Source organism: Streptomyces sp. NPDC039462, from assembly GCF_055639375.1.
Genome location: NZ_JBVKAO010000008.1, coordinates 172,919 through 190,539, shown reverse-complemented (window position 1 = coordinate 190,539; position 17,621 = coordinate 172,919). Strand labels below are relative to the sequence as shown.

At 71.0% G+C, this 17,621-nt stretch carries 15 protein-coding genes; 11 read left to right on the top strand and 4 right to left on the bottom strand.

Going from position 1 to position 17,621, the window contains the following annotated elements:
• The first annotated feature begins 301 nt into the window (after positions 1 to 301).
• The 7 genes from rsmA to ACZ7LU_RS34030 all read left to right on the top strand — a co-directional run bounded on the left by rsmA (position 302) and on the right by ACZ7LU_RS34030 (position 10,140).
• A complete protein-coding gene (gene rsmA, locus ACZ7LU_RS34060) occupies positions 302 to 1,180 on the top strand; it encodes a 16S rRNA (adenine(1518)-N(6)/adenine(1519)-N(6))-dimethyltransferase RsmA (protein ID WP_471918932.1) in 879 nt (292 codons plus the stop codon).
• Positions 1,177 to 2,070 carry a 4-(cytidine 5'-diphospho)-2-C-methyl-D-erythritol kinase gene (locus tag ACZ7LU_RS34055; protein ID WP_471918931.1) on the top strand — a complete coding sequence of 298 codons (894 nt, stop codon included), beginning with the start codon at positions 1,177 to 1,179 and terminating at the stop codon, positions 2,068 to 2,070. The genes rsmA and ACZ7LU_RS34055 overlap by 4 nt, the downstream gene beginning before the upstream one ends.
• 73 nt (positions 2,071 to 2,143) lie before the next feature.
• On the top strand, positions 2,144 to 3,484 hold the full coding sequence (locus ACZ7LU_RS34050) for an acyltransferase family protein (protein WP_471918930.1): 1,341 nt from the start codon (positions 2,144 to 2,146) through the stop codon (positions 3,482 to 3,484).
• Positions 3,485 to 3,514: 30 nt separating this feature from the next.
• Positions 3,515 to 5,329 carry an ABC-F family ATP-binding cassette domain-containing protein gene (locus ACZ7LU_RS34045; RefSeq protein ID WP_468087276.1) on the top strand — a complete coding sequence of 605 codons (1,815 nt, stop codon included), beginning with the start codon at positions 3,515 to 3,517 and terminating at the stop codon, positions 5,327 to 5,329.
• 156 nt (positions 5,330 to 5,485) lie between these two features.
• On the top strand, positions 5,486 to 7,294 hold the full coding sequence (locus tag ACZ7LU_RS34040; protein ID WP_471918929.1) for an outer membrane protein assembly factor BamB family protein: 1,809 nt from the start codon (positions 5,486 to 5,488) through the stop codon (positions 7,292 to 7,294).
• A gap of 58 nt (positions 7,295 to 7,352) precedes the next feature.
• Positions 7,353 to 9,194: an outer membrane protein assembly factor BamB family protein gene (locus tag ACZ7LU_RS34035; RefSeq protein ID WP_471918928.1), complete on the top strand. Its 1,842-nt coding sequence runs from the start codon at positions 7,353 to 7,355 to the stop codon at positions 9,192 to 9,194.
• A 223-nt stretch (positions 9,195 to 9,417) separates the two neighbouring features.
• Positions 9,418 to 10,140: a helix-turn-helix transcriptional regulator gene (locus ACZ7LU_RS34030; protein ID WP_398303441.1), complete on the top strand. Its 723-nt coding sequence runs from the start codon at positions 9,418 to 9,420 to the stop codon at positions 10,138 to 10,140.
• 21 nt (positions 10,141 to 10,161) lie between these two features.
• Here the strand turns inward: ACZ7LU_RS34030 and ACZ7LU_RS34025 are convergent, their stop codons facing one another.
• Together ACZ7LU_RS34025 and ACZ7LU_RS34020 are read right to left on the bottom strand one after the other, a co-directional pair.
• Positions 10,162 to 10,446 (bottom strand): hypothetical protein, encoded by a 285-nt coding sequence (locus ACZ7LU_RS34025; RefSeq protein ID WP_398303443.1) that lies wholly within the window; start codon positions 10,444 to 10,446, stop codon positions 10,162 to 10,164.
• 23 nt (positions 10,447 to 10,469) lie between these two features.
• Positions 10,470 to 12,155, bottom strand: coding sequence for a sodium:solute symporter family protein (locus ACZ7LU_RS34020; RefSeq protein ID WP_468087284.1), 1,686 nt, complete (start codon positions 12,153 to 12,155; stop codon positions 10,470 to 10,472).
• Positions 12,156 to 12,329: 174 nt separating this feature from the next.
• On the opposite strand from ACZ7LU_RS34020, the gene galT reads away from it, so the two are divergent.
• Genes galT through galK form a run of 3 tightly spaced genes read left to right on the top strand, consistent with a single transcriptional unit; the run spans position 12,330 to position 15,541 of the window.
• Positions 12,330 to 13,400 (top strand): galactose-1-phosphate uridylyltransferase, encoded by a 1,071-nt coding sequence (gene galT, locus ACZ7LU_RS34015; protein WP_471918927.1) that lies wholly within the window; start codon positions 12,330 to 12,332, stop codon positions 13,398 to 13,400.
• On the top strand, positions 13,397 to 14,350 hold the full coding sequence (galE, locus tag ACZ7LU_RS34010; RefSeq protein WP_398303449.1) for a UDP-glucose 4-epimerase GalE: 954 nt from the start codon (positions 13,397 to 13,399) through the stop codon (positions 14,348 to 14,350). Before galT ends, galE begins: the two co-directional genes overlap by 4 nt.
• Before the next feature lie 36 nt (positions 14,351 to 14,386).
• Complete coding sequence (gene galK, locus ACZ7LU_RS34005; protein ID WP_471918926.1) at positions 14,387 to 15,541, top strand: galactokinase; 1,155 nt, start codon at positions 14,387 to 14,389, stop codon at positions 15,539 to 15,541.
• Here galK and ACZ7LU_RS34000 read toward each other — a convergent pair.
• On the bottom strand, positions 15,538 to 15,993 hold the full coding sequence (locus tag ACZ7LU_RS34000; RefSeq protein ID WP_471918925.1) for a GNAT family N-acetyltransferase: 456 nt from the start codon (positions 15,991 to 15,993) through the stop codon (positions 15,538 to 15,540). The two genes, galK and ACZ7LU_RS34000, sit on opposite strands and share 4 nt — an antisense overlap.
• 265 nt (positions 15,994 to 16,258) lie before the next feature.
• Between ACZ7LU_RS34000 and ACZ7LU_RS33995 the strand changes: the two genes are divergently transcribed.
• Positions 16,259 to 17,074 (top strand): LuxR C-terminal-related transcriptional regulator, encoded by an 816-nt coding sequence (locus ACZ7LU_RS33995; protein ID WP_468087290.1) that lies wholly within the window; start codon positions 16,259 to 16,261, stop codon positions 17,072 to 17,074.
• On the opposite strand, the gene tamR is transcribed toward ACZ7LU_RS33995, so the two are convergent.
• Positions 17,033 to 17,530: a MarR family transcriptional regulator TamR gene (tamR, locus tag ACZ7LU_RS33990; protein ID WP_125513240.1), complete on the bottom strand. Its 498-nt coding sequence runs from the start codon at positions 17,528 to 17,530 to the stop codon at positions 17,033 to 17,035. The two genes, ACZ7LU_RS33995 and tamR, sit on opposite strands and share 42 nt — an antisense overlap.
• Positions 17,531 to 17,621: the final 91 nt, after the last annotated feature.

The following is a 17,621-nucleotide window of genomic DNA, read 5'->3' as shown; positions in this document are numbered from 1 at the left end:
CCCCGCAGGCCGTCGCGGGCAACTCCCACCCACCCGCCCCCATCCCCGCAGGCCGTCGCGGGGAACCCCCACCCCACCCGCCCCCACCCCCGCTGGACGTCGCGGAGAACCCCCACCCACCCCCGCATGACGTCGCGGGGCAAACGGGTGGGTGGGTGGGAGGCATCCGCCGCGGAGCGGCGGGACTGTTTGTGCGGGCGGAGGGAAGAGGGGAGGGCCACCCTCCACCGAACCCCGCCCCGGCCCCGGGCAGGGGGTGGACCGTGCGAGGCCCAGGGGCCAGGGCCCGTAACCTGGGACCGTGAGCACTGAGCACGGCGCCCTCCTCGGCCCCGCCGACATCCGCGAACTGGCCGCTGCCCTGGGCGTACGCCCCACCAAGCAGCGCGGCCAGAACTTCGTCATCGACGCCAACACCGTACGGCGCATCGTCCGCACCGCGGAGGTCCGCCCGGACGACGTCGTCGTGGAGGTGGGACCGGGCCTCGGCTCGCTGACCCTCGCGCTGCTGGAGACCGCCGCCCACGTCACCGCGGTCGAGATCGACGACGCGCTCGCCGGCGCGCTGCCTGCGACGGTGGAGGCCCGCCTTCCGAAGAAGGTGGGTTCCTTCGGGCTCGTGCACAGCGACGCCATGCTCGTACGGGAGCTGCCGGGCCCCGCGCCCACCGCCCTCGTCGCGAACCTCCCGTACAACGTGGCCGTGCCCGTGCTCCTGCACATGCTCGACACCTTCCCGACCATCGAGCGCACGCTCGTGATGGTGCAGGCCGAGGTGGCCGACCGGCTCGCCGCCGCCCCCGGCTCGAAGGTGTACGGAGTGCCGTCCGTGAAGGCCAACTGGTACGCCGACGTGAAGCGCGCCGGATCCATCGGGCGCAACGTCTTCTGGCCCGCGCCCAACGTCGACTCGGGGCTCGTCTCCCTGGTGCGCCGCGCCGAGCCGGTGAAGACCACCGCGTCCAAGCGCGAGGTGTTCGCCGTCGTGGACGCCGCCTTCGCGCAGCGCAGGAAGACGCTGCGGGCGGCCCTGGCCGGCTGGGCCGGTTCCGCGGCCGCCGCGGAGACCGCGCTGGTCGCCGCCGGGGTCTCGCCGCAGGCGCGCGGCGAGGCGCTGACCGTGGAGGAGTTCGCGCGGATCGCCGAGCACAAGGAGCAGCGGCAGGAGGCCGGCGCGTGAGCGCGAGCGTGACGGTACGGGTCCCCGCGAAGGTCAACGTCCAGCTCGCCGTGGGCGCCGCCCGCCCCGACGGCTTCCACGACCTCGCCAACGTCTTCCTCGCCGTAGGCCTCCACGACGAGGTCACCGCCACACCCGCCGACGCGCTGCGGGTGACCTGCGAGGGCCCCGGCTCGGACCAGGTGCCCCTGGACCGCACGAACCTCGCCGCCCGCGCCGCCGAACTCCTCGCCACGCGGTACGGCATCGCGCCCGACGTGCACCTCCACATCGCCAAGGACATCCCCGTCGCCGGCGGCATGGCGGGCGGCAGCGCGGACGGCGCCGCCGCGCTCGTGGCGTGCGACGCGCTGTGGGGCACGAACGCCTCCGGCGCGGAACTGCTCGACATCTGCGCGGAACTCGGCAGCGACGTGCCGTTCAGCCTGGTCGGCGGGGCCGCGCTCGGCACCGGGCGCGGCGAGAAGCTCCAGCCGCTGGAGGTCGGCGGCGCCTTCCACTGGGTGTTCGCCGTCGCCGACGGAGGACTCTCCACGCCCGCCGTCTACCGCGAGTTCGACCGCCTCACCCCCGACGCGCCCGCCCCCGAGGCGTCCCCGGCGCTGCTCGAAGCCCTGCGCACGGGCGACGTCGAAGCCCTCGCGGCCACGGTCACCAACGACCTCCAGCCCGCGGCGCTCTCCTTGTTCCCCGCGCTCCACGACACCCTCGCGGCGGGTACGGCGGCGGGCGCCCTGGCCGCGCTGGTCTCCGGCTCGGGCCCGACGACGGCGTTCCTCACGGCCGACGCCGCGTCCGCCCGCAAGGTGGCGGACGCGCTGACGGCCTCCGGCACGTGCCGCACGGCGCGGGTGGCGACGTCCCCGGCCCAGGGCGCCCAGCAGATCTAGCCCCCAGATACTCACTCCCGGATGAGTACGTACACGCTGACGCCGGAGGCGTACCGCACGCGACCGTACGTCCATGGGATCAAGCGTTCGCGAACTCGCCGAGAAGACGCCCGCCGGGCGTGACCGGTACATCGACCTGCTGCGGGTCGCCTCGCTCGGCACGGTCGTCGTCGGGCACTGGCTGATGGCCGCCGTGACCGTCGGCGACGACGGCCGCGCCGAGGTCGGCAACCTCCTCGCCGTGGTGCCGGAGCTCCAGCTCCTCACCTGGGCGCTGCAGATCATGCCCGTCTTCTTCTTCGTCGGCGGGTTCTCGCACGCGCTGTCGTACCGCTCGTTGAGCCGCCGGTCCGAGGGACGGCCCGTCTACTCGGCGTTCGTGCGGGCCCGGCTCCAGCGGCTGCTGCGGCCCACCATGGTCTTCATAGGGGTGTGGGGCGCGGGCGCGCTGCTCCTGCAACTGGGCGGCCGGGGCGGCGGACTGCTCGATGTCGCGCTGCGGCTCGTCGCGCAGCCGCTGTGGTTCATCGGCGTCTACCTCGCCATGGTCGCCTTCACGCCGCCGCTGCTGCGGCTGCACGAGCGGTGGGGTTGGGGCGCGTTCGGCGCGCTCGTGGCGGCGGCCGGCGCGGTGGACGTGGCGCGCTTCGCGTTCGGCGTGCCGTATCTGGAGTTCCTGAACTTCGCCTTCGTATGGCTCGCCGTGCACCAGCTGGGCTTCCTGCGCGCGGACGGCAGGCTGCGGACGCCGTACGTCCTGGCAGGCGCGGGTCTCGCGGGCGCCTGCCTGCTCGTGGCCCTCGGCCCCTATCCGCTGTCCATGGTCGGCATGCCCGGCGAACGCGTCTCGAACATGGCGCCGCCCACCTTCGCCCTCCTCTGCCACGGCATGTGGCTGGTCGGCGCCGTGGAGCTGCTGCGCGGCCCCGCGACGCGGTGGCTGGCGCGGCCGCGGGTGTGGCGCGGCGTGGTCGCGGCCAACGGCATCTCCATGACGGCGTTCCTCTGGCACCTGACGGCGATGCTCGGGGTGTACGGGACGCTGCTCGCCCTCGACATCCCGCTGCCGGAGCCGGCGAGCGCGGCGTGGTGGGCGCAGGCGCCGCTGCGGATGGGAGCGGCCGCGGCTCTGACGGCGGCGCTCGTCGTGGCCTTCCGCCGCTTCGAACGGCCGGGGACGGCGGGGCCGGTCGCACCGGGCACGGCCTCGGGCCCGGCCGCGGCCCTCGGCGTCACGCTCTGCCTCTTCGGGGTGCTCGGCCTGTCGATGGTCGGCTTCGGGGGCCTGCTCGAAGGGCGTACGGCGATGCTGGTGGCCGTCCATGTGACGGCACCGGGGGCGGTGGCGATGGCCCTTGCCGGGTGGGTGCTGGTGGAGGGGGCGGGGCGCTCCCGCGCGGGCGACTACGCTTGAGGATCGATCGTCCCCCCTGTCAGGAGAGAAATGGCCGTCAATCTGGTCAATGTCGAGGCAGTCAGCAAGGTGTACGGCACCCGTGCCCTGCTCGACGGCGTCTCACTCGGCGTGTCCGAGGGGGACAGGATCGGTGTCGTCGGGCGCAACGGCGACGGGAAGACCACCCTGATCCGGATGCTCGCCAAGCTGGAGGACGCCGACACCGGCCGCGTCACGCACAACGGCGGGCTGCGGCTCGGCGTGCTGACGCAGCACGACTCGCTGGACCCCGCCGCCACCGTCAGGCACGAGGTCATCGGAGACCTCGCCGACCACGAGTGGGCGGGCAGCGCCAAGATCAGGGACGTGCTGACCGGGCTGTTCGGCGGACTCGACATGCCGGGGTTCCCGCAGGGCCTCGACACCGTCATCGGCCCGCTGTCCGGCGGCGAGCGGCGCCGTATCGCGCTGGCCAAGCTGCTCATCGCCGAGCAGGACCTGATCGTGCTCGACGAGCCGACCAACCACCTGGACGTCGAGGGCATCGCCTGGCTCGCCGAGCACCTGCGCACGCGGCGCTCGGCGCTCGTCTGCGTGACGCACGACCGCTGGTTCCTGGACCAGGTGTGCACCCGCATGTGGGACGTGCAGGGCGGTTCGGTCTTCGAGTACGAGGGCGGGTACTCGGACTACGTCTTCGCCCGCGCCGAGCGTGAGCGCATCGCGGCCACGGAGGAGACCAAGCGCAAGAACCTGATGCGCAAGGAGCTGGCCTGGCTGCGGCGCGGCGCCCCGGCCCGCACCAGCAAGCCGAAGTTCCGCATCGAGGCGGCCAACGAACTGATCGCGGACGTGCCGCCGCCGCGGGACACCAGCGAGCTGATGAAGTTCGCGACGACGCGGCTCGGCAAGACGGTCTTCGACCTGGAGGACGTGTCGGTCCAGGCCGGCCCGAAGCTGCTGCTCAAGCATCTGACCTGGCAGCTCGGTCCCGGTGACCGCGTCGGCCTGGTCGGGGTGAACGGCGCGGGCAAGACCTCGCTGCTGCGGGCCATGGCGGAGGCCGCGCGCAGTGCGGGCGACGTGCAGCCCGCGGCCGGGAAGATCGTCGTCGGCAAGACCGTGAAGCTCGCCTACCTCTCGCAGGAGGTGGCCGAACTGAAGCCGACGCTGCGGGTGTTGGAGGCCGTGCAGCAGGTGCGTGAGCGCGTCGACCTCGGCAAGGGCCGGGAGATGACCGCGGGGCAGCTCTGCGAGACCTTCGGGTTCAGCAAGGAGAAGCAGTGGACGCCGGTCGGCGACCTCTCCGGCGGTGAGCGGCGCAGGCTGCAACTGCTGCGGCTGCTGATGGACGAGCCGAACGTCCTCTTCCTCGACGAGCCGACCAACGACCTGGACATCGAGACGCTGACGCAGCTCGAGGACGTGCTGGACGGCTGGCCCGGCTCCATGGTCGTCATCTCCCACGACCGGTTCTTCGTCGAGCGGACCACGGACAAGGTGTTCGCGCTGCTCGGCGACGCCACGATGCGGATGCTGCCGCGTGGCATCGACGAGTACCTGGAGCGCAGGCGGCGGATGGCGGAGACCGCGAGCGCGTCGGCGCCCGCTCAGGCCGCGCCAGCGCAGGCCGCGGCGAAGACCGTCTCCTCCGCCGATGCCCGCGCCGCGAAGAAGGAACTCCAGAAGATCGAGCGGCAGCTGGACAAGGTCTCCACGAAGGAGACCAAGCTCCACGCCCAAATCGCCGATAACGCGACGGACTTCGAAAAGGTGGCCAAACTGGACGCCGAGCTCCGCGAACTGATCAGCGAGCGCGAGGAGTTGGAAATGCGCTGGCTGGAGCTTGCGGAGGACGCGTAGAGCTCCCGTGGAGCTCGCGTAACGGACGCATTACGGGCCGGTCCTCCCTTGGGAACAGGGGCTGGACCGGACCCGTGTGGTACGGGGGCAGGGTGATAGAAAGGCTGCCCTGAGCACCACTTGGCGTGCCGAAAATCAGTGAAGGGGGAAGCGCTGATGACTCAGCCGCCCAACCAGCCGCCGCCCGGCGGCTTCGGAGCTCCGCAGCCACCGGGGCAGGAGCCCCAGCCGGGTTACGGATACCCGCAGACACCGCCGTCCACGCCCGACAACCCGTACGCGAACCAGCCGACCCAGCCCGGCCCGTACGGCAACCCGCCGCAGCAGCCGGGTCCGTACGCGAACCAGCCGCAGCAGCCGGGTCCGTACGCGAACCAGCCGCAGCAGCCCGGCCCGTACACGGCCCCGCCCCAGCAGCCCGGCCCGTACGGTCAGCCCCAGCAGCCCGGCCCCTACGCGGCCCAGCCGCAGTACGGCTACCCGCAGCAGCCGCCGACCCAGCCGCAGTTCCCCGCCGGCCCCGGCGCGCCCGGCGGCGGCAGCGGCAAGAAGCGCGGCAAGCTCCTCGTGATCGCCGCCGCGGCCGTGGCCGCGCTGCTCGTCGCGGGCGGTGTCACCTGGGCCGTCGTCAGCGGTGACGACGACGGCAAGAAGAAGTCCGAGGCGAAGAACAAGGACCCCGAGCCCACCGCCTCCGCCCCGGTCAACCCGGGCACCGGCGACGGCGACGGCCACGAGGGCAAGGAAGACCTCAACGAAGGCCGCCAGGCCGGCGAGGCCAAGGTCCTCTGGTACAAGGAGGCGCCCAAGGTGCCCGGTTCCGGAGGCGACGCCCCCGGCATGTGGGTGTACGGCGACACCGTCGTCAAGGCCGCGTACAAGCAGCTCCTCGCGTACAAGGCCGGGACCGGCAAGACCGCCTGGAAGGCCATCGAGTTCCCGCAGAAGATCTGCGCGGCGACACAGACGGCCACCGACGACGGCAAGATCGTCGTCGCGTACAAGGAAGGCACCAAGAGCGACGCCAAGTGCAACCAGCTCCAGGTCGTCGACCTGAAGACCGGTGACAAGGGCTGGGGCAAGCCGGTCAAGGAGGAGGGCCTCTTCGACTTCGCCCTCAAGAGCCACCTGGTCCTCGTCGGCGACGTGCTGATGGTCGGCCGCGACCAGTCCGGCACCGCGCTGCGGATGAGCGACGGCAAGAAGCTCTACGTCGCGGACAAGAAGGACGAGGGCACCTGCTTCCCCAACGGCTTCGTCGGCGGCAAGAAGCTCCTCATGGCCCTGTCCTGCGGCGCGAGCACGCCCAGCGCGCACGACGAGCTGCAGCAGCTCGACCCGAAGACCGGCCGCGCCCTGTGGACCAAGAAGTTCCCCAAGGGCTGGCGCATCGGCAAGGTCTTCTCGGACAGCCCGACGATCGTGTACCTCAGCAACGAGGACAAGAAGCAGTTCAACATCACGGTGCTGAAGGAGAACAGCGACAAGACGCGCTCCGAGGTCATCACCAAGGACAGCTTCGCGCCGGAGTGCGACACCTCGGTCCTCAGCCGTGAGCTGGCCGGCTGCCTGGGCGTGGCCGTCGACGACAAGTACCTCTACCTGCCGACGAGCGAGAAGAGCGGCGCGAACGACGTGGTCGCGCTGAGCCTCGCCACCGGCAAGGAGGCCTGGCGCGCCAAGTCGCCGCTGGACGAAACGATGCTCCCGCTGAAGGTCGAGAACGGCGAGGTGATCGCGTACGTCACTCCGTCGTACGACTCCGGCGGCCGCGTCGTCTCCATCGCGACGTCCGGTTCGCACAAGCCCAAGACCCTGCTCCAGCACCCGAAGGGCACATCGCGGATCGAGAGCGGCTTCTACTCGAAGGACGTCGACTACGTGGACGGGCGCTTCTACATCTCGACCACCAGCATCATGCGCTCCTCCGGCCAGGCGAAGCTGATGCTCGCCTACGGCAAGTGACGCGCCCCCACCCAGTCATCCGCTCGACCGCTCTCGTCCCCAAGGAATAGACGACGTCATGACCCAGCCGCCCCAGCCACCGCAGCAGCCGCCGAACGAGCCCCCGCAGGGCGGCTTCGGCGCCCCGCAGGACCCTCCGCCCGGAGGCTTCGGCAAGGCCCCCGACCCGTCGTACGGCTACCCGCAGACGCCGCCCCCGCCCGCGGCTCCTCCGGCGGCTCCGCCGACGGCCCCTCCCGCGCCGCCCGCCCAGCCCACCTACGGCTACCCGCAGGCGCCCCAGGCACCTCAGCCGCCCCAGCCCCCGCAGAGCTACGGCTACCCGACCCAGCCCGCCACGCCGCAGTACCAGCAGGGCTACCAGCAGCCGTACCAGCAGGGCTACCAGCAGCCGCCGACCATGCCGATGCAGCCGCAGCCCGGTGACTCCGGCTCCGGCGGCGGCAAGAAGTTCAACAGCCAGCTGGCGATCATCGTCGCGGCGGCCGCCGCGATCGCGCTGATCGTCGGCGGCGGGGTCTACTACGCCTCGACGAAGGACGACGACTCCAAGAACACCGCGCAGGAGTCCGGCAAGGACGGCAAGGGCGGCAAGGGTTCGGAGAAGGGCGAGCAGGGCGGCACCGCGCCGGACCAGGGCCCGGCCAAGGAGAAGGCGCCGGCCGACCCCTCGGCCAAGGTCCTCATGCAGCTGCCCCAGCCCGAGGTCCCCAAGGACCAGATCTGGAACGCCACGGGCTCGGTGCTGACCGACGACGTCTACGCCAAGGCCGGCGTCTACGAGCTCAACGGCTACGACCCGGACACCGGCAAGAAGAAGTGGACGGTCCCGCTGTCCGGCATGGCCTGCGCGATGTCGCCCGAGGTCACCGAGGACGGCATCGTCGCGGTCGTCACCGAAGAGGCCAAGCGGAACAAGAAGGGCGACTACGAGCAGTGCTCCAACGTCTCCGCGGTTGACCTGAACTCCGGCAAAAAGCTCTGGACCGAGAGCGTCGAGACCAACGGCGTGAAGGCGACCTTCAAGGAAGTCACCATCTCGGGCACCACCATCGCCGCCGGCGCGGGCACCTCCAGCGGCGGCGCCGCCTGGGACGTCAAGGGCAACTCCCTGTGGAAGCCAAAGGTCGGCAAGTGCGAGGACGTCGGCTACGCCGGCGGTGACCAGCTGGTCGCGGTCCGCAAGTGCGGCACGTACGGCGACGAGCGGCTGAAGGTCCAGCTCCTCGACCCGAAGACCGGCGACGACAAGTGGACGTACCCGCTCGCCGACGGCATCGACAACGCCAAGATCATCTCGACGAACCCGGTCGTCTTCGGCCAGGACACCACCGAGATCACCGCCTCCGGTGTCACGGACGTCTTCGCCATCGGCAGCAACGGCAAGCTGCGCTCCAAGATCTCCCTGGAGGACGGCAAGTACGACCACGACTGCGGCGTGAACATGGTGAACGACTGCAAGGCGATCGCCGTGGGCAACGACCGGCTGTACGTCCCGACGCGCCAGCACGACGGCGCCGGCGAGAGCTACAACCGCACCAACGAGATCGTCTCCTTCTCGCTGGCCACCGGAAAGCCCACCAGCGACCGCGCGGTCGCCGGTGAGAACGGCGAGATCTTCCCGATCCGCATGGACGGCGGCAACGTCCTCGCGTACAAGGCGCACGGCTACCAGAAGGGCGCCCAGGTCGTGTCGCTCGACGGCAAGACGATGAAGGAGACCAAGCTCCTGGAGACCCCCTCCTCCGAGGCGGTCACCGACGCGATCAGCGGCATGGTCCCGAAGTCGAACGAACTCCTCTACGGCAACGGGCACTTGTTCCTCGGCAAGAAGCTGCTGAGCAAGCCCTACTCGAAGGACGAGAAGGAGTTCGTGGCGCTCGGCTTCGTCGCGGAGTAGCCGCACGGCACGGCAGCGCACCACGGCGGCGGCCGCCCCCTCGCACCACCGGGGGCGGCCGCCGCCGTTCGTGTACCCCTCCGTACCTCCCGGCGCCCCCGAAGGGCAGGGATTTCGGCATTCCGGGCCGCTTCTGACGGGTAGGGGGCGCGCAACGTCGAACAAGCGTGTAGCTTCCGGGGGATGGAGGGTCGGGGGGCCCGCGGGGAAGTGGGGGGTTGCTATGGGTGTGCGGCTCATGGTGGTCGACGATCACCGACTGCTCGCCGAGGCGCTCGCCTCGGCACTGAAGTTGCGCGGGCACCGGGTGCTCGCCGCCGCCGCGCCCGCCGCCGGTGCGGCGGAACTGGTCATCAGCAGGGCTCCGGAGGTCTGCCTCCTGGGCACGGCCACGCCGGCCGAGCCGGGCATGTTCGACCCGGTCGTGAAGATCAAGCGGGACCGGCCGCAGGTGGCGGTCGTGGTGCTCGGCCCGGTGCCGAACCCGCGCGGCATCGCGGCCGCCTTCGCCTCCGGCGCCTCCGGTTACGTACGCCATGACGAGCGCATCGAAGGAGTGGAGCGCGCCATCATGAAGGCGCGCGCCGGGGAGGCCGCGGTCGCGCCCCAGCTGCTGCAAGGTGCCTTCAGCGAGCTGCTCAATCCGGCCGCGCAGCCCGACGACGAGGGTCAGCGGCTGCTGCAGATGCTGACGCCCCGCGAGGTCGAGGTCCTGGTGCGGGTCGCGGACGGCGAGGACACCCGGCTGATCGCCGCCGGGATGGGGATAGCGCCCAGCACGGCGCGTACGCACGTGCAGCGGGTCCTGATGAAACTGGGCGTCGGCTCGCGTCTGGAGGCCGCCGCGCTCGCCGCGCGCACGGGCCTCCTGGAGCGTGCCGAGCGCCCCGCGTCGGCCTACGCGAACAGCGTGGACAAGCCGGCGGGGCCCGAGTCACCGCAGTGAGCCCGGGCCCCGTGGGGGATGTCAGTCGCTCTCGTCCGGCTCCCGCGCGGGCGGCACGGTCGGGCGCAGCCACAGCCACCCGAGGAAGAAGAGCCCGAGGGCGAGCATGCCGAGGCCCGTCCACAGGTTGATGTTGATGTCCTCGGCCTTCTTCAGGTCGGCGTCGGACGCGGTGATCCCGGCGATCGTCACGATGATGCCGTAGACGACGAACAGGCCGCCGATGATCCGCCGGATGTCGAAGAGGCGGGCCGCCGTCGCGGACTCGGCCTCCAGCTCGGAGACGTGCTTGTGCAGGTCGGACACGGTATTCGGTCCTCCGATCGGGGCTAGAGCGAGTACGGCAGGTAGCAGGCGGCGGCGAGGACGACGGCGCCCCAGCCGAGCAGGGCCGGCTTGCGGTACCAGGCGTCGTCGCCCGCCTCGGCCCCTTCGTCCTCCAGGCCGGGCGAGGCCGTGCCGTAGACGAGCCCGGCCAGTTCGGCCTCCGGCTTGGGGGCGGTGAAGAGCGTGACGACGACCATCACGACGGCGCCCGCGACGAAGCCGACGATCGCCGAGACGAAGTTGGCGCCCTGGTCGGTCGGGATGTCGATGACGCCCTGCTTGTAGATCCAGAAGTAGTTGACCATCGCCGCGGTGGTGCCCGCGACCAGGCCCCAGACACCGGACTTCATGGAAGCCCGCTTCCAGAACATGCCGATGATGAAGACGACGAACATCGGGACGTTGAAGAAGGAGAACAGCGTCTGGAGGTACCCCATGATGTTCGAGAAGCTCGACGCGATGAACGCCGTGCCGATCGAGGCGAGCACGCCGATCGCCGTGATGAGCCGCCCGAAGTTCAGGTAGTAGCCGTCCTCGCGGCCCTTGACCACGTACTTCGCCCAGATGTCGTACGTGAACACGGTGTTGAAGGACGAGACGTTCGCCGCCATGCCCGCCATGAACGCGGCGAGCAGACCCGTGACCGCGATGCCGAGGACGCCGTTGGGCAGCAACTCCTGCATCAGGTAGGGGATCGCGTCGTTGTACGTCAGGTCGGAGCCCGGTGTGCCGATCTTCGGCACGAGGACGGCGGCGACTAGGCCCGGGATCATCACCAGGAAGACGATGAAGATCTTCGGGAAGGCGGCGATGAGCGGGGTGCGCTGGGCGGCGCTCAGGTTCTTCGCGGAGAGCGCGCGCTGCACCTCGGCGAAGTTCGTCGTCCAGTAGCCGAAGGAGAGCACGAAGCCGAGGCCGAGGATGATCGTCAGCCAGTTGGCGCCGAGCGGGTTGGCGTCGCCGATGCCCGTACCGCCCCAGGCGGTCATGAAGTTGTCGCCGTGCTGGTTCTCGATGGAGCCCGTGAGGCCGTCCCAGCCGCCGACCTTCTTCAGGCCGATGACGCAGATGGGTATCAGCGCGGCGAGGATCACGAAGAACTGCAGCACTTCGTTGTAGATCGCCGAGGAGAGACCGCCGATGGTGATGTACGCGAGCACGAAGAGCCCCGCGACGACGATCGCCACCCACTGCGGCCAGCCGAGCAGCGCCTCGACGACGATCGACAGGGCGTAGAGGTTCACGCCCGCGATGAGGATCGCCGCGAAGGCGAAGAGCGCCGAGCTGAGCAGGTGCGCCGACCTGTCGAAGCGCTGGAGCAGGAACTCGGGGACGGAGCGGACCTTGCTGCGGTAGTAGAACGGCATCATGACCAGGCCGAGGAAGACCATGGCCGGGATGGCGCCGATCCAGTACCAGTGGACGACCGCGACGCCGTACTGCGCGCCGGTTGCGGCCATGCCCAGGATCTCGGTGGCGCCCAGGTTCGCGGCGACGAAGGCGAGACCCGTGACCCAGGCGGGCAGGGAGCGGCCCGAGAGGAAGAAGTCGAGGCTGGTCTTGACGGAGCGCCGGGCGGCGAAGCCGATGCCGAGGACCACGGCGAAGTAGATCGCCAGGATCGCGTAGTCGAGGCCGTTGGTGGGCAGCCGAAGCCCCTCGGCCAGAGTTGTTGTGGGGGACTGCATGTGAACTCGCTTCGTTGCGCGAACGGATCAGACGGGAACCTACGCCTCTCGCTTCAATAACTGAACAGTTCTGTTGGTGTTCTTTGTTTGATCGTGATCGGGCGTTGACGCTCCTGTCGTGATGTGGTTTGTTTGTGTTCGATTCTGTTGGGTTGGTGGTGAGGAGACCCGCACGTGAAGAAGACCTCGACCCGTCTCGCCGACGGTCGCGAGCTCATCTACTACGACGCGCGTGACGACGCGGTCCGCGAGGCCGTCGACCGGCGCCCGCTCGACCCCGTATCGACGGCGTCGGAGATCCGCAGGGACCCCCTCCTCGGCGACTCCGTGGCCATCGCCTCCCACCGCCAAGGCCGCACCTACCACCCGCCGGCCGACGAGTGCCCCCTCTGCCCCTCCGCCGGGAACCGCCTCAGCGAGATCCCCGACTCCGCGTACGACGTCGTGGTCTTCGAGAACCGCTTCCCCTCGCTCGCCGGCGACGCGGGCCGCTGCGAGGTCGTCTGCTTCACCTCCGACCACGACGCGTCCTTCGCCGACCTCACCCCCGAGCAGGCCGGACTCGTCCTGGAGGCCTGGACCGACCGCACCGCCGAGCTCTCCCACCTGCCCTCCGTCGAGCAGGTGTTCTGCTTCGAGAACCGCGGCGCCGAGATCGGCGTGACCCTCGGCCATCCGCACGGGCAGATCTACGCGTACCCCTTCGTCACCCCGCGCACGGCGCTGATGCTCCGCTCGCTCGCCGCCTTCAAGGAGGCCTCCGGCGGCCGGAACCTCTTCGACGACATCGTCGCCGAGGAGAGCGCGGGGGAGCGGGTCGTCCTGGAGGGCGAGCACTGGATCGCCTTCGTGCCGTACGCCGCGCACTGGCCCTACGAGGTGCACCTGTACCCCAAGCGCCGGGTGCCCGACCTGCTCGCACTCGACGAGGCGGCGCGCGCGGAATTCCCGCAGCTCTATCTGGAACTCCTGCGGCGCTTCGACCGGATCTTCGGCACCGGGGAGACGGGGCGGACCCCGACCCCCTACATCTCCGCCTGGCACCAGGCGCCGTTCGGCGCGCTCGACGGATATGAGGGGATCAATCGTGATGATGTCGCCCTGCACCTCGAACTTTTCACGATTCGCCGCACTTCGGGCAAGCTGAAGTTCCTCGCGGGTTCCGAATCCGGCATGAGCGTGTTCATCAACGACGTGCCGCCGGAAGCCGCGGCCCAGCGACTGCGAGAGGTAGCGAGTTCATGAGCGGTAAGTACCTGGTCACCGGTGGAGCGGGCTACGTGGGAAGCGTGGTGGCCCAGCACCTGATCGAGGCCGGGCACGAGGTGACGGTCCTCGACAACCTCTCGACCGGCTTCCGCGAGGGCGTCCCCTCGGGTGCCGCCTTCATCGAGGGCGACATCCGGGATGCCGCCAAGTGGCTGGACTCCTCGTACGACGCCGTGCTGCACTTCGCCGCCTTCTCGCAGGTCGGCGAGTCCGTCGTCAAGCCCGAGAAGTACTGGGACAACAACGTCGGCGGCACCATGGCACTCCTCGCCGCCATGCGCGACGCCGGTGTGCGCAGGCTCGTCTTCTCCTCCACCGCCGCGACGTACGGCGAGCCCGTGAACACCCCCATCACGGAGACCGACCCGACCGCCCCCACCTCCCCCTACGGCGCCTCCAAGCTCGCCGTCGACCACATGATCTCCGGTGAGGCGGCCGCGCACGGCCTGGCCGCCGTCTCGCTGCGCTACTTCAATGTCGCGGGCGCGTACGGCGACTGCGGCGAGCGCCACGACCCCGAGTCGCACCTCATCCCGCTGGTCCTCCAGGTCGCCCAGGGCAGGCGCGAGGCGATCAGCGTCTTCGGCGACGACTACCCGACCCCCGACGGGACCTGCGTCCGCGACTACATCCACGTCGCCGACCTCGCCGAGGCGCACCTCCTCGCCGTCGAGGCCGCCACCCCCGGCGAGCACCTCATCTGCAACCTCGGCAACGGCAACGGCTTCTCCGTCCGCGAGGTCATCGAGACCGTCCGCCAGGTCACGGGCCACCCCATCCCCGAGGTGCTCGCCCCGCGCCGCGGCGGCGACCCGGCGGTCCTCGTCGCGTCCGCCGCCACCGCACGCGAGAAGCTCGGCTGGCGGCCGTCCCGCGCTGACCTCGCGGGCATCGTCGCCGACGCCTGGGCGTTCGCCCGGCGCTGACCCGCCCGACCGAAACACCGGACCAAGGGATAACTGATGGACGTAGCGCGGCAGTTCGCGGAGCTCTACGGGTACGAGCCGGCCGGGGTCTGGTCGGCCCCGGGCCGGGTCAACCTCATCGGCGAGTACACGGACTTCAACGAGGGCTTCGTGCTGCCGCTCGCGCTGCCGCACACCGCGGTCGCGGCGGTGGCGCGCCGCACCGACGGCGTCCTGCGGCTCCACTCGGCCGACATCGACGCCCCTGTCGCCGAACTGCGCGTGGCCGAGCTGACACCCCTGTCGCAGTACGGCCAGGGCGGCTGGGCCGCCTACCCGGCGGGCGTGGTCTGGGCGCTGCGGGACGCGGGCCACGACGTCTCCGGAGGTGCCGACCTCCACCTCGCCTCGACCGTGCCGACCGGGGCGGGCCTGTCCTCGTCGGCCGCCCTGGAGGTCGTCACGGCATTCGCCCTGAACGACCTGTACGAACTCGGCCTCGACGCACCCCGGTTGGCGGTCCTCGCGCAGCGCGCCGAGAACGCCTTCGTCGGCGTGCCGTGCGGCGTGATGGACCAGATGGCATCCGCGTGCGCCACGGGGGGCCACGCCCTGCACCTGGACTGCCGCGACCTCTCCCTACGCCAGGTCCCCTTCGACCTGGCGGCACAGGGACTGAAGCTCCTGGTCGTCGACTCGCGCGTGAAGCACGCCCTCGGGGACGGCGCGTACGCGGAGCGGCGCGCCGGATGCGAGGCGGGCGCGCGGGCGCTCGGAGTCTCACACCTGCGTGACATCGAGTACGCGGAACTCCCGGAAGCCCTCGCGAAACTGACAGATGAAAAGGTCCGTCGCTACGTCCGGCACGTCGTGTCGGACGACCATCGGGTCGAGCGGGTCATCGCGCTCCTGGACGCCGGAGACGTCCGCGCGATCGGGCCCGTCCTCACCGAAGGCCACGCCTCGCTCCGTGACGACCTGCGCATCTCCTGCCCGGAGCTGGACCTGGTGGTGACCTCCGCGAACGCGGCGGGCGCGCTCGGCGCCCGGATGACCGGCGGCGGCTTCGGCGGCTCGGCGGTCGTCCTGGTGGAGTCGGCGGACGAGGACACGGTGACGAAGTCGGTCCTGGAGGCCTTCGCCGCGGCGGGGTACACGGCGCCGCGCGTGTTCCCGGCGGTGGCGTCGGCGGGGGCGCGCCGGGAGATCTAGGCCAGCCGCTTCGTGAGCGTGAACTCCTTGACGCCCTCGGGGTAGTCGGGGATCACGCTCACCAGCTCGTACCCCTGGTTCCGGTAGAAGCCCGGGGCCTGGAAGTCCCACGTCTCGACACGGGAGTTGAGGCAGCCGCGGTCCTCGCGGGCCACCCGCTCCGCCTCCGCCAGGAGACGCGAGCCGAGGCCCGCGCCGCGGTGGCGGTCGTCGACCCACAGGTAGTTCACGTGCAGCCAGCGCGCCCAGGTGTGCGCGGCGAGACCCGCCGCGAGGCCGCCGCCCGCGTCCAACGCCCAGATTGCCAGCGGCACTTCGAGGTCGTCGCGGGTCCCGCGCAGGGCGCGGAGCTCGGGCGATGCCGCCGTGTTCGTCTCGCGCAGCCGTGAACGAAGCAGACCCAACCGCTCTTTGTCGACTCCCGTCTCAATACGAAACATACGGCTCACCATAAACGCGCCGGCCAATCAGTTCTGCAAATCGCCTTCCGCTCCCGGCGTCCGGCCCTACTCTGAAGGGCAGTGCCGGTGGGGGCCGGCACTGATTCAGGGGGCGAGACAGTCGGGTACGACGCCCGGCGTGGGGGTGGCGGTCACAGCACGGCGGCGGCCGTGCGGCTGCGTCGATCCCCCGTACCGGGCGCCGTACCCGCACCAGCCGTTCTCCGATGACGGCGTATCCCCAGCTCCTCGCAGGAGCGCGGGGAAGGGGGTTTCTGTGGTTCGCATTCGAGTCCTGGTCGTCGACGACCACCGCATCTTCGCCGAGTCGCTGGCCGCCGCGCTCGCGGCCGAACCCGACGTCGACGTGTCCGCGGCCGGCAGCGGCCCCGCCGCGCTGCGCTGCCTGGAGCGGGCGGCCACCGAAGGCCGCAGATACGACGTGCTGCTCGTCGACGCCGACCTCGGCAGCGCCGCGGGCGCGTTGCAGGGCACCCTCCCTCAGACTCTCGGCGTCGCCCGGGCAGGGGGGACCCCGATCGCCGCCCCCGTCCAGGACGGCAGCGCGGAGGGGCTCGTCGACGGCATCTCCCTGGTCGCGGGCGTCCGCTCCGGCCAGCCCGCCGTGCGCACCGTCGTGCTCGCCGAGAAGGACGACCCGCGCCGCGCGGCCCTCGCGCTCCAGGCCGGGGCCTCGGGCTGGGTGGCGAAGGACTGCTCGCTCTCCCGCCTCCTCACGGTCATACGGGGAGTGCTCAGGGACGAGACGCACCTGCCGCCGGCCCTGCTCACCGGCGTCCTGCGCGAGCTGACCGCCGCCCGCAAGCACCGCACCGAGTCCGAGCGCCTCGTGGAGTCCCTGACCCCGCGCGAGCGCGAGGTGCTGCGCTGCATGGTGGCGGGCCTCGGCCGCAAGGCCGTCGCCGAGCGCCTCTTCCTCTCCCCGCACACAGTGCGCACCCACATGCAGAACGTGCTGGGGAAGCTGGGCGTCCACTCCACCCTCGCCGCGGTGGCGCTCGCCCGGCGCGCGGGCGTCGGCCCGGCCGACCTAGCCGGGGATGTTGTCGAACGGGGCGGTCAACTGGCGTAGCAACCCGGCCAGTTCACCCCGCTGAGCGCGGGAGAGCTCGGCGAGGATCGCCCGCTCCTGCGCCAGCAGACCCGCGAGGGCCTGGTCCGCGCGGTCCCGGCCCTCGGCGGTGAGGCGCACGAGGACGCCGCGCCGGTCGCTCGGGTCGGGCAGGCGCTCCACGAGGCCCTTCTTCGCGAGCCGGTCGATGCGGTTCGTCATGGTGCCGGACGTCACGAGCGTCTGGGTCAGGAGCTGGCCGGGGGAGAGCTGGTAGGGCGCGCCCGCGCGCCGCAGCGACGTCAGGACGTCGAACTCCCAGGGCTCCAGATTGTGCTCGGAGAACGCGAGTCTGCGGGCGCGGTCCAGGTGCCGCGCGAGCCTGCTCACGCGGCTGAGCACCTCGAGTGGTTCCACGTCGAGGTCCGGGCGCTCCCGGCGCCACGCTGCGACCAGCCGATCGACCTCGTCCTCCATGACGATCAGTGTAGGGGGTCTGTCGACATGAAGTCTCTTGACGTCAAGATATCTGGGGTTCAGGATGGCGACAGATCCCCGTCACCCGAGG

Bases quoted from the DNA above. Each gene is read 5' to 3' on its own strand.
- ACZ7LU_RS34050 (WP_471918930.1), top strand. From the start codon at position 2,144: ATGGGATCAAGCGTTCGCGAACTCGCCGAGAAGACGCCCGCCGGGCGT.
- ACZ7LU_RS34045 (WP_468087276.1), top strand. From the start codon at position 3,515: ATGGCCGTCAATCTGGTCAATGTCGAGGCAGTCAGCAAGGTGTACGGC.
- ACZ7LU_RS34040 (WP_471918929.1), top strand. From the start codon at position 5,486: ATGACTCAGCCGCCCAACCAGCCGCCGCCCGGCGGCTTCGGAGCTCCG.
- ACZ7LU_RS34035 (WP_471918928.1), top strand. From the start codon at position 7,353: ATGACCCAGCCGCCCCAGCCACCGCAGCAGCCGCCGAACGAGCCCCCG.
- ACZ7LU_RS34030 (WP_398303441.1), top strand. From the start codon at position 9,418: ATGGGTGTGCGGCTCATGGTGGTCGACGATCACCGACTGCTCGCCGAG.
- ACZ7LU_RS34020 (WP_468087284.1), bottom strand. From the start codon at position 12,155: ATGCAGTCCCCCACAACAACTCTGGCCGAGGGGCTTCGGCTGCCCACC.
- galE (WP_398303449.1), top strand. From the start codon at position 13,397: ATGAGCGGTAAGTACCTGGTCACCGGTGGAGCGGGCTACGTGGGAAGC.
- galK (WP_471918926.1), top strand. From the start codon at position 14,387: ATGGACGTAGCGCGGCAGTTCGCGGAGCTCTACGGGTACGAGCCGGCC.
- ACZ7LU_RS34000 (WP_471918925.1), bottom strand. From the start codon at position 15,993: ATGGTGAGCCGTATGTTTCGTATTGAGACGGGAGTCGACAAAGAGCGG.
- tamR (WP_125513240.1), bottom strand. From the start codon at position 17,530: ATGGAGGACGAGGTCGATCGGCTGGTCGCAGCGTGGCGCCGGGAGCGC.